The sequence below is a fragment of the Paracoccus sp. PAR01 genome (assembly GCF_014851995.1).
Lineage (GTDB): Bacteria > Pseudomonadota > Alphaproteobacteria > Rhodobacterales > Rhodobacteraceae > Paracoccus > Paracoccus litorisediminis.
This window is the reverse complement of record NZ_JACVAW010000001.1, coordinates 870,030-885,880: the sequence shown is the minus strand read 5'-3', so window position 1 is coordinate 885,880 and position 15,851 is coordinate 870,030. Positions and strand designations below refer to the sequence as shown.

Sequence of the window (15,851 nt, the reverse complement as noted above, 5' to 3'; positions counted from 1 at the left end):
CTTCACCTTGGGGTCATGCAAGCCGACAGGATCCTTCATCCGACCGAGGCCGGCCTTTACTGTCCCGAGGGCGGTTTCCACATTGACCCGCTGCGCCCGGTCGAACGCGCGCTGATCACCCATGGTCATTCCGACCATGCCCGCGCGGGGCACGGCGCGGTTCTGGCCACGGCGCAGACGCTGGACATCATGCGCCTGCGCATGGGGCCGGATTTTGCAGGGACGACCCAGATTGCCGATGGCCCGCTGCGGATCGGCGGCGTCACCGTCGATTTCCGCCCGGCGGGACATGTGCTGGGGTCCAGCCAGATTTCGGTGACCTCGGGGGATTGTCGGATCGTCGTTTCGGGCGACTATTCCCGTGCACCGAACCCGACCTGCGCCCCGTTCGAACCTGTCGCCTGCGATGTCTTTGTGACCGAGGCGACCTTTGGCCTGCCGGTCTTCCGCTTTCCGGGTCCGGCGACGCAGGTGGCCAAGCTGATCGCCAGCATGGCCGAATATCCCGACCGCCCACATCTGATCGGCGCCTATGCCTTGGGCAAGGCGCAGCATGTGATCGCGCTGATGCGCGAGGCGGGCTATGACGCACCGATCGCCATCCACGGCGCGCTGCAGGCGATGTGCGATTACTACCGCACGCAGGGCGTTGATCTGGGTGTGCTGGTCCCCGCGACCGCCGATCAGGTCACGGCACAACTGGTGATAGCCCCGCCCTCGGCCTTTGCCAGCCCATGGGTGCAGCGTTTCCGCGATCCGGTGATCGGCTTTGCCTCGGGCTGGATGGCGGTCCGGGTGCGGGCGCGGCAGCGTGGGGTCGAACTGCCGCTGATCATCAGCGATCATGTCGACTGGCCCGCGCTGACCGCGACCCTGACAGAGCTGTCCCCGTCCGAGGTCTGGGTCACCCATGGCGCCGAGGAGGGCGTGATCCGCTGGTGCGAACTTGCGCAGATTCCCGCCCGCCCGCTGCGGCTGGTGGGCTATGAGGACGAGGCCGAATGAAAGCCTTTGCCGCCCTGCTGGAACGACTGGCCTTTACGCCCTCGCGCAATGCCAAGCTGCAATTGCTGCAGCATTATCTGGAACGCATCCCCGATCCGGACCGGGGTTGGGCGCTGGCCGCGCTGACCGGGGATTTGCAATTGCGCACCGTCACGCCCAGCCTGCTGCGCGGCTTGGCGGCGGAACGGGTGGACGATCAGCTTCTGTCGCTCAGCTATGATTTCGTGGGCGATCTGGCTGAAACCATCGCGCTGATCTGGCCTGATGGCGCGCAGGACGATCCGCCGCTGTCGCAGGCGGTGGCGTTGTTGCAGGGGACTGGCAAGGTTGCCTTGCCCGCGGCGATTGCGGCGATGCTGGACCGGCTTGGCCCGTCCGAGCGGCTGGCTTTTCTGAAGCTGGCGACGGGGAACCTGCGCATTGGCGTCTCGGCCCGGATGGCGCGGCTGGCGCTGGCGGGAATGGGTGCGCCGACCGTCCCCGAGCTTGAGGAAATCTGGCACGGCCTGACCCCGCCCTATGCGCCGCTGTTTGGCTGGATCGCGGGCGGGGTGAAGCCGGAAAGCGCCGCCTTGGCCCCGTTCCGCCCGGTGATGCTGTCCACCCCCACCGATCTGGCCGAACTCAGTGCCTTGGAGCCGACGGATTTCCATGCCGAGTGGAAATGGGATGGCATCCGCGTGCAGGCGGTCAGCGACGGCGGCGTGCGGCGACTGTATTCGCGGACCGGAGAGGATATTTCCGCAGCCTTTCCCGATGTGATCGCCGCGATGGAGTTCGACGGCACGGTGGATGGCGAATTGCTGGTCCGCCGCGATGCCGAGGTCGCCCCTTTCGGCGATCTGCAAAAGCGGCTGAACCGGAAGTCCGTGGGCAAGGGCCTGCTCACCAGTCACCCGGCCGGGCTGCGGCTTTACGATCTGCTGATCTGGCAGGGCCGCGACCTGCGTGGCCTGCCGCTTGAGGAACGCCGCGCCATTCTGGACAGCGCGGATTTCGGGCCGCGCATCGATGTGTCACCGCTGCTGGACTTTGCCAACTGGGATGATCTGGCGGCATTGCGTGCCGATCCTCCGGCTGCGGTGATCGAGGGGGTGATGATCAAGCGCCGCGACAGCCCCTACATTGCCGGGCGTCCGCGCGGGCCATGGTTCAAGTGGAAGCGCGATCCGATGGTGGTCGATGCGGTGCTGCTTTACGCACAGCGCGGGCACGGCAAGCGCTCGGGGTTTCATTCGGATTTCACCTTTGGCCTGTGGGACGGGGCTGATCTGGTCCCGGTCGGCAAGGCCTATTTCGGCTTCACCGATGCCGAACTGCGCGAGCTGGACCGCTTTGTCCGCGCGAATACGGTTGAGCGTTTCGGCCCCGTTCGCCAGCTTGCGCCGAAGCTGGTGGTCGAAGTGGCGTTCGAGGGGCTGAACCGCTCGACCCGGCACAAGTCCGGTGTCGCCATGCGCTTTCCCCGCATCAGCCGCATCCGCTGGGATAAGCCCGCGGCTGAGGCCGATCACCTGTCCACGCTTGAGGCCATGCTGTGATCCTGCCGCCCGAATTTCAGGACTGGTTCGCAAGGCAGGGCTGGCAGCCCCATCCGCATCAGCTTGCCCTGCTGGAGGCATCGGACGACAGCCTGCTGATCGCCCCGACAGGTGGCGGCAAGACGCTGGCGGGCTTCTTGCCCTCGCTGATCGAATTGCGGGACGGGGTGCGCAAGGGCTCGGTCCATACGCTGTATGTCTCGCCGCTGAAGGCACTGACGGCGGATATCGGGCGCAATCTGGCCCGCCCGGTCGCGGATATTGGCCTGTCCATCCGCATCGAGGATCGCACCGGCGATACCGGCCAGACCCAGCGCCGCCGCCAGCGCGTCGACCCGCCCGAGGTGCTGCTGACCACGCCAGAGAGCCTTGCCTTGATGCTGTCCTATCCCGAGGCCCCGGCGATCTTTGGCGGGTTGCGGCGGGTGGTGCTGGATGAGCTGCATGCGTTGGCAGAAAGCAAACGCGGCGACCAGCTGATGCTGGGGCTGGCGCGGCTGCGCGCACTTGCGCCGGGGCTCAGGGTCACCGGTCTGTCGGCCACGGTCGAGGACCCACATGCTCTGGCGGATTTCATGGCGGGCCGCGCGCCGGTCGCTGTCATTCAGGCCGATCCCGGCCCCGATCCCGATATTGCCATGCTGCCCACCGCCCGCCCCGCGCCTTGGGCCGGGGGCGGCGGCCATTACGCCATCCCCGAGGTGCTGGACGCGGTCGGGCAGGCCCGCACCACCATCATCTTCATCAATACCCGCGCGCAGGCCGAACTGTTCTTTCAGGCGCTGTGGGCGGCGAATGACGAAAACCTGCCGATCGGGCTGCATCATGGCAGCCTGTCGCGAGAGTCTCGTGCGCGGGTCGAGGCGGCGATGGCGGCGGGCGAATTGCGCGCTGTGGTGGCGACGGGCAGCCTTGATCTGGGCATCGACTGGGGCGCGGTTGATCTGGTCATCCAGATCGGCGCGCCAAAGAACGTCAAGCGGCTGGTGCAGCGCATCGGGCGGGCGAACCATCGCTACAATGCGCCCTCCAAGGCGCGCATCGTACCCGCGAACCGTTTCGAGCAGATCGAATGCGTGGCCGCGCTGCAAGCGGTCCGAGAGGGTGATCTGGACGGCGATCCGCGTGGGCAGGGGCCGTTGGACGTGCTGTGCCAGCATATCCTGCTGACGGCCTGCGCCGCGCCCTTCGCGGCGGATGTGTTGTTTGCCGAGATCACGACCGCCGGTCCCTATCGCCGCCTGACCCGTGCTAATTTCGTCGCCTGTCTGGATTTCGCGGCAACCGGCGGCTATGCGCTGCGCGCCTATGACCGCTGGCAACGGCTGATGCTGCGGGACGGGCTGTGGCGCTTGCGCGATCCGCGTTCAACGCAGCTTTTGCGCATGAATATCGGCACGATCGTCGAAGCCGAAATGGTCCGCGTGCGCATGCGCGGTCGCGGTGGTACGCCCTTGGGCGAGGTCGAGGAGGCCTTTGCCGCCAGCCTCTCGCCCGGAGATACCTTTCTGATCGGCGGGCGGGTGGTACGGATGGATGCCATGCGCGAAATGGTGATCGAGGTTTCGCCCGATCCCGGCCGCCAGCCCAAGATTGCGGTGTTTTCCGGGGTCAAGCTGGCCATGTCCACCCAGCTTGCCCATCGCGTGCAGGCGCTGATCGGTGATCCATCGCAACATGCCAGCCTGCCGCCCGACACGCGGGACTGGCTGGCCTTGCAAGCGCAGGTCAGCCGCCTGCCCGAACCGGGGCTGCTGCTGTCGGAAACATTCCCCCATGCGGGCCTGTGGCATTTCGCGCTTTACGGCTTTGCTGGCCGCAATGCCCTGCAGACGCTGGGACTGCTGTTGACGCGCGAGATGGAGGAGGAGGGGCTGGGCCCCTTGGGGTTCCTGTCGACCGATTACGCGCTGCTGATCTGGTCGCTGGACCCCGTCCGCAATCCTGCACCACTGCTCGACCCGGCAAGGTTGCGGGCGGGTCTGGGCGACTGGCTGGGCGGCAATGCCGTAATGAAGCGGACCTTCCGCAATGTCGCGACCGTGGCCGGGCTGATCCAGCGCAATATGCCGGGGTTGCGGAAAACCGGGCGGCAGGCGACGTTTTCCAGCGACATCCTGTACGACACCTTGCGCAAATACGACCCCGACCATCTGATGCTGCGGGTGACGGCGGATGAGGCGGGCAGGGGGCTGGTCGATTTCGGCCGGATCGAGGAGATGCTTTCCCATTCCCCCCGGCGCGAACATCGCATGTTGGAGCGTGTCTCTCCGCTGGCCGCGCCGCTGTTGCTTGAGGTCGGCAAGGTCCCGATCCGCGGCGAAGGACGCGAGCGCCTTGCCGGGATCGAGGCCGAGGCGCTGATGCGCGAAGCTGGGTTGGAGGTCAGCGCATGAGCGGCCATGCCTTTACCTTCCATGGATTGCGGCTGGAGGCGCGGGCCTCGGGCGCGCTGTGGTGGCCCGACGGGCGCTGGCTGGTGGTCGCCGACCTGCATTTTGGCAAGTCCGAACGGCTGGCCCGGCGTGGCGGCCCGCTTCTGCCGCCCTATGAGGGGCTCGCGACGCTGGAACGGCTAGGGTCCGAGATCGCGACGCTTCGCCCGGAAACCGTGGTCAGCCTTGGCGATGGGTTCGATGATATGGCCACGATTCAGGCGCTAGACCCGGCGGTTCTGGCCGAATTGCAGCGGATGGCGACGATGCGGGACTGGTTCTGGATCAGCGGCAATCACGATCCTTTGGGACATGCCGAACTGCCGGGGCGGATGCTGGACGAATTGCCACTAGCCTCGGTCATCCTGCGGCATCAGGCCGATCCGCAGGCGGGGCCGGATATTTCCGGCCATTTCCACCCGGTCGTGCGGCTGGCGGGCGAACGCCGTCGGGCGTTTCTGTTGGGCCATGATCACCTAATTTTGCCCGCTTTCGGGGCCTATACCGGTGGGCTGTCCTGCGAGGGTGCCAGTCTGCGTCGTCTGATTCCCAAGGGTATTGCCATTGCCTGCGGGCGGCGTGCGGTGGCGTTGCCTATCGGCTTTGCTCCAGCCAAGGGCCGCTGAAATGGGAAAGGGGCGCCAGAGGCGCCCCTTCACGATCCGGCATTCCGCTGGATCAGAAGCGGTAGTTCACACCGATTTTCAGGTTGTGATACTTGGTGGTCGCCTCGGTCGTGTAACCGGCGGCTTCCAGCGATTCCTTGCCGAAGTTGGCATATTCGTATTCGCCGGTCACCGAAACCTTGTCGTTGATCATCTTTTCAACGCCCAGACCCAGGATGTAGCCGTCGGCGTCATAGCTGACGTCTTCGCCGGCCAGCTCATAGTCGATATCGGCGCGGCCCCAGCCGGCGATACCATAGACCATGGTGTCGGGCTGGACGATGTAACCGGTCTTGAAGCGCAGGGCGAGGACGTTCTTGACCTTCGCGTCGGCCTCGACTTCGGTGCCGTTGATGATCCCGCTGGTATCGTCGCGGATATCGGTCATTTCCCAGCCGAGTTCCGGGCCGAAGACCCAGTTGTCGCGCTGCCAGCGATAGCCGCCGCGGATACCGATATTGGCACCGCTGACTTCAACATCGCCGATATCGCCCAGAAGCGAGCCGCCTTGGCTGACGCCAACGCGGTCGTCACCGCCGAAGCCATAGCCCAGCGTGCCGCCGACATAGCCGCCGGCCCAGTTTGCGACGGGCTCATCGACGACGATCGGTGCGATGACCGGTTCGGCGACCGGGGGGGTGTAGCCGCCTGCGTAGGCAGCAACACTCGCCCCGAGCGTGAGGGAGGTGGCCAAAATCGTGATATTCTTCATGCTCATTACGCTCTCCAGAGGCAAATGCACCGAACCTCGCGGGTCGGGCGCTACAGAACACCTACGCGGCAATTCGCGCCAGCTGCGATGCAGAAAACAACTCATGCAACCTGAATCCAAGTGTTAATGCTCGTTCAGGTGAATTAATCCTTTGTCAATATGGTAAACTTGTCGAGAGCAGAATCCGCAAAAACGCGGATTCATTTGCTCAGATATCAAGGTTTTCCACGTTGAGGGCATTCTGCTGAATAAAGTCGCGGCGGGGCTCTACCACGTCGCCCATGAGCTTGGTGAAGATGTCGTCGGCCTCACTCAGATCTTCAATTCGCACTTGCAGCATTGTGCGTGCAGCAGGATCCAGCGTGGTTTCCCACAGCTGTTCGGGGTTCATTTCGCCCAGACCCTTGTAGCGTTGCAGCGACAGGCCCTTTTCCCCCTCAAGGAAGATCGCCTGCAGCAGACCCAGCGGGCCGTGGATCGGGATGTCGCGATCCTTGCGGATCAGATGCGCGGTCTGGCCATAGACTTCCTGCAGGCTGGCGGTCATCGCGCCCAGACGGCGGCTTTCGCCACTGCGCAGCATCGGGCCGTCCAGCGTCCGCGATTCCTCGACCCCGCGCAGCTGGCGGGTCAGGCGAATACCGGCATCCTGCGTCGGACGACCAGACCAGCCGCGTTCATATTCCTCGGCGATCATGTCCAGCCGCTGGGCCACGGCCTGCGCCACGCCCTGCGCATCGGCATCGACGCGGCCCTGCACCAGCGCACCGGCAATGGCGGCCTGTTCGGTGATATGGGCGGGGTAATGGGTCGGATAGGCGCGCAGCACGCGGCGTGCGATGCGGGCCTCATCCACAACACGGGCCAGATCGGCGCCCGAGATGCTTTCGCCGCTGCCCAGACGCAGGCTGGCACCGTCGATGCCCTGTTCGATCAGGTAATCTTCAAGCGCGGCCTCGTCCTTGAGGTAGACCTCGGAACGGCCGCGGCTGACTTTGTACAGCGGCGGTTGCGCGATGTACAAATGCCCGGCCTCGATCAGTTCCGGCATTTGGCGGAAGAAGAAGGTCAGCAGCAGGGTGCGGATATGCGCGCCGTCCACATCGGCATCGGTCATGATGACGATCTTGTGGTAGCGCAGCTTTTTCAGGGTGAATTCGTCGCGCCCAATCCCGGTGCCAAGCGCGGTGATCAGCGTGCCGACCTGATCGCTGCTGAGCATCCGGTCGAAGCGGGCGCGTTCCACGTTCAGGATCTTGCCGCGCAGCGGTAGCACGGCTTGGTTCTGCCGCGAGCGGCCCTGCTTGGCGGAACCACCTGCCGAGTCACCCTCGACGATGAATAGCTCGGACAGCGCCGGGTCTTTTTCCTGACAATCGGCCAGCTTGCCGGGCAGGCTGGCTACGTCCATCGCGGTCTTGCGACGGGTCAGTTCGCGGGCCTTGCGGGCGGCTTCGCGGGCCAAGGCGGCCTCGACGATCTTGCCGACGATCTGCTTGGCTTCCGAGGGGTTTTCCTCGAACCATTCGGCCAGCTTCTCGCTGACCAGCCCTTCGACGGCGGGGCGCACCTCGGACGAGACCAGCTTGTCCTTGGTCTGGCTTGAGAATTTCGGGTCGGGCACTTTCACCGAAAGCACGCAGGTCAGGCCCTCGCGCGCGTCATCGCCGGTAAAATCGACCTTTTCGCGCTTGGCCACGCCGCTGGTCTGGGCATAACTGTTGATGACGCGGGTCAGCGCGCCACGGAAGCCCGCCATATGCGTGCCGCCATCGCGCTGCGGGATGTTGTTGGTAAAGGGCAGCACGGTTTCGTGGTAGCTGTCGTTCCACCACATCGCGACTTCGATACCGATGCCGTTCTTTTCGCCCTGAATGAAGATCGGGTCGGCCATGACCGGGCTTTTCGAGCGGTCGAGGAATTTCACGAATTCCCGCACGCCGCCGTCATAGTAAAGCTCGGTACGCAGAGGCTCGGCGGGGCGCTCGTCCTCAAGGATGATGCGCACGCCCGAGTTCAGGAAGGCCAGCTCGCGCAGGCGGTTTTCCAGCGTCTTGTAGACGTAATCGAGGTTCGAGAAGGTGCCCTCGCCCCCGTCCAGCTTGGACGAGGCAAGGAAGCGCACCTCGGTGCCCTTTTCATTCGGGGCATCGCCCACGACGCGCAGGTGCTCGACCGTGTCGCCATGCTCGAAGCGGGCGTAATGTTCCTTGCCATTGCGCCAGACGCGCAGTTCCAGCCAGTCCGACAGCGCGTTCACGACCGAGACGCCGACGCCGTGCAAACCGCCCGAGACCTTGTAGCTGTTCTGGTCGAATTTCCCGCCCGCATGCAGCTGGGTCATGATGACCTCGGCCGCCGAAACGCCCTCGGTTGGGTGCATGTCGACGGGGATGCCGCGACCGTTGTCGCGGACCGAAACCGAGCTGTCGGCATGGATCTTGACGCGGACAAAATCGGCATGACCGGCCAGCGCCTCGTCAATGCCGTTATCCACGACCTCATAGACCATGTGATGCAGGCCCGAGCCATCGTCGGTGTCGCCGATATACATGCCGGGACGCTTGCGCACCGCTTCCAGGCCCTTGAGAACCTTGATGGAATCGGCACCGTATTCGGAAGGCTGGGGGGCGGGTTCGGTCATTGTCATCTTATCCTGCCTTGGGCTCCCATCTTATAGTGGGCCACATGCGGAATGTCACGGGAAAGCCACAAGATTTGGTGGTTTTCCGGGGATTCAGACCAGTCCGGGCTGATCCAGCAACGTGACCCCGCCGCGGCTCTCGATCTCGATCACCCACAGGTCGGGATCGCGGGCGGAATGGCGCGTGATCGCGGCGTCGATTTCGGGTTCGGGGGCCTCGGCCAGCTGCACCCAAGGGCGCTGGTCGGTTTCAAAATCCCATTCCCGCACCCACAGGCTGGCGCGGCCATCCAGTGTGGCGCATTTGACCATGACCGCCCCCGCCGTGTCATCGCCGCGGCGCAGGATATAGGCGGGGATATCGGCCAGCTGCAGGCGCTTGAGATAGGCCGAGACCCAGATCCCCGCAGCCAGCCTTGCGTCAGTCATGCTCAGGCGTCGCCGTCGCGGAAGTCGAGGCCCATTTCGTTGTAGCGCTCGGCCTCGTCCTGCCAGTTCTCGCGGACCTTGACCTGCAGGAACAGGTGGATCGGGCGGCCCATGAACTCCATCATCTCGGCGCGTGCGGCTTGGCCCACGGCCTTGATGGTCTCACCGCCCTTGCCCAGCACGATGCCCTTATGGCCAGCGCGGGTGACATAGACGATCTGGTCGACGCGGGCCGAGCCGTCCTTCTTTTCCTCCCATTTCTCGGTTTCCACCGTGAGCTGGTAGGGGATTTCCTCGTGCAGGCGCAGGGTCAGCTTTTCGCGGGTGATTTCCGCGGCGATCATGCGCATCGGCAGATCGGCCACCTGATCCTCGGGGTAGAGCCACGGCCCTTCGGGAACCTCGGCGGCCAGCCAGTCGATCAGGGCGTTGCAGCCATAGCCCTTTTCCGCCGAGATCATGAAGGTCTGGGCGAATTCGAAGGTCTCGTTGATCTCTTGCGACAGGGCCAGCAGCACCTCGGCCTTGACGCGGTCGATCTTGTTGATGATCAGCGCCACCGGGGTCTTGCCGGCATATTCGCGCAGGTTCTCGATGATGGCCTTGGCGCCGTCAGTCAGGCCGCGATGGGCCTCAATCAGGAACAGGATGACATCGGCATCCGCAGCGCCGCCCCATGCCGCTTTGACCATCGACCGGTCCAGCCGGCGACGCGGGCGAAAGATGCCGGGCGTGTCGACAAAGACGATCTGCGATTTCTCGTGCATGGCGATGCCGCGGATGCGCGAACGGGTCGTCTGCACCTTATGCGTGACGATCGAGACCTTGGCCCCGACCATCTGGTTCAGAAGCGTGGATTTCCCGGCATTGGGTTCGCCGATCAGGGCTGCGAAGCCCGCGCGCGTTTCGGTCATGTGGAACCTTCGATCTGCTCAAGCAGGGCCTGTGCGGCCGCTTGCTCGATGCTGCGTTTCGTGCCCTTGCCGCTGGCGCTGGCCTGACGGCCATCATCCAGCTGGACGGTGATTTCAAATTCGGGGGCGTGGTCGGGCCCCGAGCGCCGGGTCTGGACGTAAGACGGCGGCGTCATGCCCTGAGCCTGCGCCCATTCCTGCAGCGCGGTCTTGGCATCGCGCGCGTCGTCATCGACATTCTTGAGCCGATTGGCCCAAAGTTCCAGCACGACCTTGCGTGCCGCATCAAAGCCCGCATCCAGATAGATCGCGGCCAGAACCGCTTCCATCGCGTCGGCCAGCAGCGCTTCCTTGCGCCGGCCGCCGGTCTTCATTTCGGACCGGCCCAGTTTCAACACATCGCCCAGACCGATTTCGCGTGCGATGGCGGCGCAGGTCTCGCCCTTGACCAATGCGTTGTAGCGGGGGGCAAGCTGGCCCTCGGTCGCCGTGCGGTCGGCGGCAAACAGTGCCTCGGCCAGGGTCAGGCCAAGCACCCGGTCGCCCAGAAATTCAAGCCGCTGGTTGTCGGGGCGCGTCGCGGTCGAGATCGAGCCGTGGGTCAGGGCGCGTTGCAGCAGTTCAGGCCGGGCGAATTGATGGCCCAGCCTGTCCGAGAAGGCTTGCAGTTCGGCAGAAATCTTCATGTCCCGATCCTGCCACGGCCCCCCTTCCGCGGCAATTCTTCCTTAATCCACAGCCTTGAAGAAGCGGTCCGCGCGCCACGTCCAGAAATACAGCAGCGACTTGCCCGCCGACGAGAACATGATCCGATCGGCGCGACCGATCAGGTATTCCGCGGGCACCATGCCGACGCCGCCCATCGAGGCCGGCCAGCGCGAGTCGCCGGAATTGTCGCGGTTGTCGCCAAGGAAGAAGTAATTGCCCTCGGGGACGGTGAATTCCGGGGTGTTGTCGCCGGGACCATTGTCGGCAAGGTTCAGCACGTCATGGCTGACGCCATTGGGCAGGGTCTCGGTCAGGCGGTCGGCGGTGCATTGGCCATCGGTCGCGGCGCGGATCTGACCGGGGCAGGGCAGGCTGCCCTGCGGGCCTTGCGGGGCCTGCGCCTCGGTGAAGGTGCCGTTCGGGACCTGCGGCGCTGCTTCGCCGTTGATGTACAGCACGCCGCCGCGCATCTGCACACGGTCGCCGGGCAGGCCGACAAGGCGCTTGATGAAGTCATCGCCGCGCGTCGGGTGGCGGAAGACCACGACATCGCCGCGCTCGGGTTCGGATCCCAGGATGCGACCGGTGATCGGGCAAAGCGACATCGGGCAGGAATGGCTGGAATAGCCATAGGCCATCTTGTTCACGAACAGGAAATCGCCGATCAGCAGCGTGTCCTTCATCGAGCCCGAGGGAATCCAGAAGGGCTGGAAGAACAGCGTGCGGAAGACGCCCGCGATCAGCAGCGCCCAGAAGATGGTCTTGACGGTTTCCCAGATGCCGCCATCCTTGCGGGCTTCGCTTTTGGCCATTGCCGGTCCCCTCATGCGGAAGTCGCGCGTTCATGGGCCGCGGGACATGGCAAAGTCAAGCGGTAGCGCCGGGAATAGGCGGGTCGCTCACGTCCTCGGGAAGGGCCTCGATGATGACGAAGGCCTGCGCCCAGGGGTGGTCGTCGGTCAGGGTGACGTGGATGCGGGGGCGGTGGCCGGGGGGAAGCATGCTGGCAAGGCGCTCCGCCGCCCAGCCGGTCAGTTCCATCGTCGGCTGGCCCGAGCGCAGGTTGCGGACCGCCATGTCCTTCCAGCTGATCCCCATCGCCAATCCGGTGCCAAGCGCCTTGGAGCAGGCCTCCTTGGCGGCCCAGCGTTTCGCCAGCGTCGCGGCCTCATGCCGGCGGCGGGCGGCCAGCGCCAGTTCCGTCGGCGTGAAGACGCGGTTGCGGAAGCGGTCGCCATGACGTTCCAGCACGCCCGCGATGCGGTCGATATTGGCGAGGTCGGAGCCGATGCCAAGGATCATGCGCCCAGTTGGTCCTGTCGTGACATGGGTATTTGGAAAACGAAGAAACTCATGCGTTCCGCGCCAGATCCATCCGGCGGCGCATTTCGCGGATCGCGCCGTCAAGACCGGTAAAGACCGATTCCGCGATCAGGAAATGGCCGATGTTGAGTTCCATGATCTGCGGGATCTCGGCGATGGAACCGACCGTGTCGAAGGTCAGGCCGTGACCGGCATGGACTTCCAGCCCAAGGCTGTGGGCCAGGGCTGCGGCATCGCGGAGCGCGGCCAGTTCGGCGTCGCGTTCGGCATGGCGGCCTTCGGTGTCGAGGTCGCAATAGGCGCCGGTATGCAGTTCGACGACCGCAGCACCAATCCGGGCCGAGGCTTCGATCTGCGCGGGCTCGTGCCCGATGAACAGCGAGACCCGGCAGCCGGCGTCGCGCAGCGGCGCGATGAACTCGGCCAGATAGGCTTCGTTTCCGACGACATCCAGACCGCCTTCGGTCGTGCGCTCCTCGCGCTTTTCGGGGACGATGCAAACGGCATGGGGGCGATGGCGCAGTGCGATCGCCTGCATTTCGGCGGTGGCGGCCATCTCGAAGTTCAGGGGCAGGCGCAGGGCGGCCATCAGATTGTCGATGTCGCTGTCCGAAATGTGGCGGCGATCCTCGCGCAGATGGGCGGTGATGCCATCGGCACCCGCCTCCTCGGCCAGTTTCGCGGCGCGCACGGGGTCGGGCCAGGGCGTCCCCCTGGCATTGCGGATGGTGGCGACATGGTCGATGTTCACGCCGAGGCGAAGCATGGAATTTTCCTCACGAATCTGGGGCAGATTAAGGCGTTGCGTGGGCGGGGGCGAGTCCGGATGCAGTCACCCACCAGCCGGGATGGGCCCGCGTGATTTGCTCGCAGGCCTGCCGGGCCAGTTCGGCGCTGGCGAACAGTCCGAAACAGGTCGCGCCGGACCCCGACATCCGCGACAGATCGGCACCCGCATCGTCAAGCGCGGCAAGGCAATCGGCGATTTCCGGCATGAGCGCGATCGCCGGGGCTTGCAGGTCGCTGCGGCAGGCGCGCAGGAAATCGGTCAGCTGGGCGGCATCTGCGAAATCGGGCAGGCTGTCCGGCATCGGCGGGTTGTCGCGGTTCGTCAGTGCCCGAAAGACAGCCGGGGTCGAGACAGCCTTGAGCGGATTGACCAGCACCAGATGCAAGGGCGGCAGCGGGGGCAGGGGCACCACGATTTCGCCGGTGGACTGCATCCGGCTGGGTCGGCTGGCAAGGCAGACCGGCACATCCGCGCCCAGCATTTCGGGGCGGTCGGGCTGGCAGCCAAGCGCGCGCAGCACCGCCGCCGCATCGGCTGAACCGCCACCGATGCCGGAGGCGACAGGCAGGTTCTTTTCCAGCGTGATCGCGGCCTGCGCCCCGGCAAGGCGTGCGGCGCGCAGGCACAGGTTGTCGGGATCATCCGCCAACCCGGCCGCAAAGGGCCCGGTCAGCGACAGCGACAAGGGGCCGTCCTGCAGCGTCACCACATCCCCCACATCCAGAAAGACCACGAGGGAATCGAGCAGGTGGTAGCCATCGGCGCGCTGGCCGGTGACATGCAGCGTCAGGTTCAGTTTCGCAGGCGCGAATTCGCGCCGTGGCAAGGTCATGGTCAGTTCTTCGGCGTCTCGGGCAGCTTGGTGCCCCCAGGTTTTTCGCCAGCCAGCACCTCGTCCAGTCCGCGATCCAGCTTGGCACGGATGCGCGCGGCGTCGGTTTCGGACTCGGGCTTCAGCGACAGCGCCCGCTGCCACTGGATCTGCGCCTCGCGTTTACGTCCGACCATCCAGTAAATGTCACCCATGTGGTCATTGACCAGCGAGTCGCTGGCCATCGCGGCGACGGCGCGTTCCATCGGGGACACGGCCTCGTCGTAGCGGCCAAGCCGGTAATAGGCCCAGGCCAGCGAATCGAGGATGTAGCCGTCATCAGGGCGCAACTCGACCGCCTTCTGGATCAGCTTCAGCGCCTCATCCAGCTTCTCGTTGCGGTCGACAAGGCTGTAGCCCAGATAGTTCAGCACCTGCGCGGAATCGGGGCGCAGCTTCAGCGCGGTGCGGAAGTCCTGCTCGGCCTTGGGGAATTGTCCCGCGCGTTCCAATGCGATGCCGCGGGCGTAAAGCGGGAACCAGCGCGCCTCGCCGGCCTTGTCGCCGATGATGTCCAGTGCCTTGTCATAGGCCGGGATGGCCTGTGCAAACTTGTCCTGCTGGCGCAGCAGGTCGCCAAGCGCGATCCAGCCCTGCGCCAGTTCGGGATGGGCGGCGGTCAGGGCCAGCGCGGCCTTTTCGGCATCGTCAGGACGCTCGGCCCGCGCCAGCGCATCGATGCGCGAGAGTTCGGCGATCGGGCGCATGTCGCCACGCTCGCGCAGCTTTTCGAACTCGCGCTCGGCCAGATCGAACTGACCGAAGCCTTGCAGCATCTGTGCCGAAAGCAGGTTCGCCTCGCCCAGTTCGGGCGACAGGTATGAGGCCAGACGGGCATGGATCAGCGCCAGCGGGTCGGGTTCCTCGGTGGTGGCCAGGACGCTGGCGAAGGTCAGAAACACCTGAGCGATCCCGTCGGCGGGATTGCGGATGGAGTCAAAGGGCAGCGTCTCGTCCTTTTTCATCCGGTCGCGCAATGCGATCAGGGTCGGTTCCTCGGTAAAGCCGGGCGTGGCTTCCAGCATGGCGATGGCGTCGTCATTGCGTTCCAGCTGCGACAGGATCTGCGCGCGGGCGACGACACCAAGGATATGCGCGCCATTCGCCGGATCGGCCAGCAATTGCTCGGCCCCTTCGTAATCGCCGACGGCGGCCTTGGCCAAGGCGAGGTGATAGTTCACCATCGGGCGCGCGCCGCGGATCTTGCCCAGTTCCTCGAACGAGGACAGTGCCTGACGGGCATTGCCTGCGCCCAGAAGCGCCCATGCCCGCATCATCTTGTCCAGAAGCTGGCTGCCGCCCGGCGCGGTCTGGGCCACGTCTTCGCCCGGCGCGGGCGGCGGGGCCTTGTCGATCTGGTCGACCAGTTCCTGCCAGCGCTGGGTGCGCGCCAGTTCCGAGCGCTGCATCAGCCGGGCCAGTTCGGTCGCCCTGCCCTGATCGGACATGGTGACCGCAAGGGCACCGGCGCGCTCCATCTCTCCGGACGAGATCAGCGCGACCAGCGCGGAATCCTGCAGGAAGGGGTCGGTGTCGTCCTGTGCCAGCGCTTGCAGGTAATAATTTGCGGCGCTGGTATAGTCATTTTCCATCGCGGCCTGACGTGCGGCCAGATAGGGGCCGGAAAGGCCACGGATCGCCGGGGCGGGCGTGACCGCTGCGGCAGGCTTGGCCAGTTCGGCCTTGGCCGCGGGTGCCTCTGGCGCGGTATTCTGGGCGACAGCCGGCGCGGCGAAAGCCGGTGCAGAGATCAGCGGCGCGGAGGTCAGCGCGATCAGCGCCAGCGGGATCAATCTTTTGGTCACGGCTTTGGC

At 65.3% G+C, this 15,851-nt stretch carries 14 protein-coding genes; 4 read left to right on the top strand and 10 right to left on the bottom strand.

What is annotated here, in order from left to right; all coding sequences use genetic code 11:
* Positions 1-15 precede the first annotated feature (15 nt).
* The 4 genes from IB235_RS04485 to pdeM are packed head-to-tail and all read left to right on the top strand — an operon-like array spanning position 16 to position 5,607.
* Entirely contained in the window at positions 16-1,005 is a 990-nt protein-coding gene (locus tag IB235_RS04485) for a ligase-associated DNA damage response exonuclease (protein WP_192335811.1), read from the top strand.
* On the top strand, positions 1,002-2,546 hold the full coding sequence (locus IB235_RS04480; protein ID WP_192335810.1) for a cisplatin damage response ATP-dependent DNA ligase: 1,545 nt from the start codon (positions 1,002-1,004) through the stop codon (positions 2,544-2,546). The genes IB235_RS04485 and IB235_RS04480 overlap by 4 nt, the downstream gene beginning before the upstream one ends.
* Complete coding sequence (locus tag IB235_RS04475) at positions 2,543-4,942, top strand: ligase-associated DNA damage response DEXH box helicase (RefSeq protein WP_192335809.1); 2,400 nt, start codon at positions 2,543-2,545, stop codon at positions 4,940-4,942. Before IB235_RS04480 ends, IB235_RS04475 begins: the two co-directional genes overlap by 4 nt.
* The gene (gene pdeM, locus IB235_RS04470; RefSeq protein WP_192335808.1) at positions 4,939-5,607 is read left to right on the top strand and encodes a ligase-associated DNA damage response endonuclease PdeM; all 669 of its coding nucleotides are present in this window, start codon (positions 4,939-4,941) and stop codon (positions 5,605-5,607) included. Before IB235_RS04475 ends, pdeM begins: the two co-directional genes overlap by 4 nt.
* A 52-nt stretch (positions 5,608-5,659) precedes the next feature.
* Here pdeM and IB235_RS04465 read toward each other — a convergent pair whose 3' ends face one another.
* The 10 genes from IB235_RS04465 to IB235_RS04420 all read right to left on the bottom strand — a co-directional run bounded on the left by IB235_RS04465 (position 5,660) and on the right by IB235_RS04420 (position 15,842).
* Positions 5,660-6,364, bottom strand: a complete 705-nt coding sequence (locus IB235_RS04465) for an outer membrane protein (protein ID WP_155038382.1) — start codon at positions 6,362-6,364, stop codon at positions 5,660-5,662.
* Between the two features lie 202 nt (positions 6,365-6,566).
* Entirely contained in the window at positions 6,567-9,002 is a 2,436-nt protein-coding gene (gyrB, locus tag IB235_RS04460; protein WP_155038570.1) for a DNA topoisomerase (ATP-hydrolyzing) subunit B, read from the bottom strand.
* A gap of 93 nt (positions 9,003-9,095) precedes the next feature.
* Positions 9,096-9,431 carry a DUF1491 family protein gene (locus IB235_RS04455; RefSeq protein ID WP_192335806.1) on the bottom strand — a complete coding sequence of 112 codons (336 nt, stop codon included), beginning with the start codon at positions 9,429-9,431 and terminating at the stop codon, positions 9,096-9,098.
* 2 nt (positions 9,432-9,433) lie between these two features.
* Positions 9,434-10,345, bottom strand: a complete 912-nt coding sequence (gene era / locus IB235_RS04450) for a GTPase Era (protein ID WP_155038380.1) — start codon at positions 10,343-10,345, stop codon at positions 9,434-9,436.
* The gene (gene rnc, locus IB235_RS04445; RefSeq protein WP_155038379.1) at positions 10,342-11,031 is read right to left on the bottom strand and encodes a ribonuclease III; all 690 of its coding nucleotides are present in this window, start codon (positions 11,029-11,031) and stop codon (positions 10,342-10,344) included. The genes era and rnc overlap by 4 nt, the downstream gene beginning before the upstream one ends.
* Before the next feature lie 42 nt (positions 11,032-11,073).
* On the bottom strand, positions 11,074-11,865 hold the full coding sequence (lepB, locus tag IB235_RS04440) for a signal peptidase I (RefSeq protein WP_155038378.1): 792 nt from the start codon (positions 11,863-11,865) through the stop codon (positions 11,074-11,076).
* A gap of 55 nt (positions 11,866-11,920) precedes the next feature.
* Complete coding sequence (gene acpS / locus IB235_RS04435) at positions 11,921-12,355, bottom strand: holo-ACP synthase (RefSeq protein WP_192335804.1); 435 nt, start codon at positions 12,353-12,355, stop codon at positions 11,921-11,923.
* A 49-nt stretch (positions 12,356-12,404) separates the two neighbouring features.
* Positions 12,405-13,142: a pyridoxine 5'-phosphate synthase gene (locus IB235_RS04430; protein WP_192335802.1), complete on the bottom strand. Its 738-nt coding sequence runs from the start codon at positions 13,140-13,142 to the stop codon at positions 12,405-12,407.
* A 28-nt stretch (positions 13,143-13,170) separates the two neighbouring features.
* Positions 13,171-13,998 carry a 4-(cytidine 5'-diphospho)-2-C-methyl-D-erythritol kinase gene (locus IB235_RS04425; RefSeq protein ID WP_192335800.1) on the bottom strand — a complete coding sequence of 276 codons (828 nt, stop codon included), beginning with the start codon at positions 13,996-13,998 and terminating at the stop codon, positions 13,171-13,173.
* A gap of 2 nt (positions 13,999-14,000) precedes the next feature.
* Positions 14,001-15,842, bottom strand: a complete 1,842-nt coding sequence (locus IB235_RS04420; RefSeq protein ID WP_370576822.1) for a tetratricopeptide repeat protein — start codon at positions 15,840-15,842, stop codon at positions 14,001-14,003.
* Positions 15,843-15,851: the final 9 nt, after the last annotated feature.

What these genes read in the sequence shown, in the direction of transcription:
- IB235_RS04485 (WP_192335811.1), top strand. Translation starts at nt 16, where the DNA reads ATGCAAGCCGACAGGATCCTTCATCCGACCGAGGCCGGCCTTTACTGT.
- IB235_RS04480 (WP_192335810.1), top strand. Translation starts at nt 1,002, where the DNA reads ATGAAAGCCTTTGCCGCCCTGCTGGAACGACTGGCCTTTACGCCCTCG.
- pdeM (WP_192335808.1), top strand. Translation starts at nt 4,939, where the DNA reads ATGAGCGGCCATGCCTTTACCTTCCATGGATTGCGGCTGGAGGCGCGG.
- IB235_RS04465 (WP_155038382.1), bottom strand. Translation starts at nt 6,364, where the DNA reads ATGAGCATGAAGAATATCACGATTTTGGCCACCTCCCTCACGCTCGGG.
- gyrB (WP_155038570.1), bottom strand. Translation starts at nt 9,002, where the DNA reads ATGACCGAACCCGCCCCCCAGCCTTCCGAATACGGTGCCGATTCCATC.
- IB235_RS04455 (WP_192335806.1), bottom strand. Translation starts at nt 9,431, where the DNA reads ATGACTGACGCAAGGCTGGCTGCGGGGATCTGGGTCTCGGCCTATCTC.
- era (WP_155038380.1), bottom strand. Translation starts at nt 10,345, where the DNA reads ATGACCGAAACGCGCGCGGGCTTCGCAGCCCTGATCGGCGAACCCAAT.
- rnc (WP_155038379.1), bottom strand. Translation starts at nt 11,031, where the DNA reads ATGAAGATTTCTGCCGAACTGCAAGCCTTCTCGGACAGGCTGGGCCAT.
- lepB (WP_155038378.1), bottom strand. Translation starts at nt 11,865, where the DNA reads ATGGCCAAAAGCGAAGCCCGCAAGGATGGCGGCATCTGGGAAACCGTC.
- acpS (WP_192335804.1), bottom strand. Translation starts at nt 12,355, where the DNA reads ATGATCCTTGGCATCGGCTCCGACCTCGCCAATATCGACCGCATCGCG.
- IB235_RS04430 (WP_192335802.1), bottom strand. Translation starts at nt 13,142, where the DNA reads ATGCTTCGCCTCGGCGTGAACATCGACCATGTCGCCACCATCCGCAAT.
- IB235_RS04425 (WP_192335800.1), bottom strand. Translation starts at nt 13,998, where the DNA reads ATGACCTTGCCACGGCGCGAATTCGCGCCTGCGAAACTGAACCTGACG.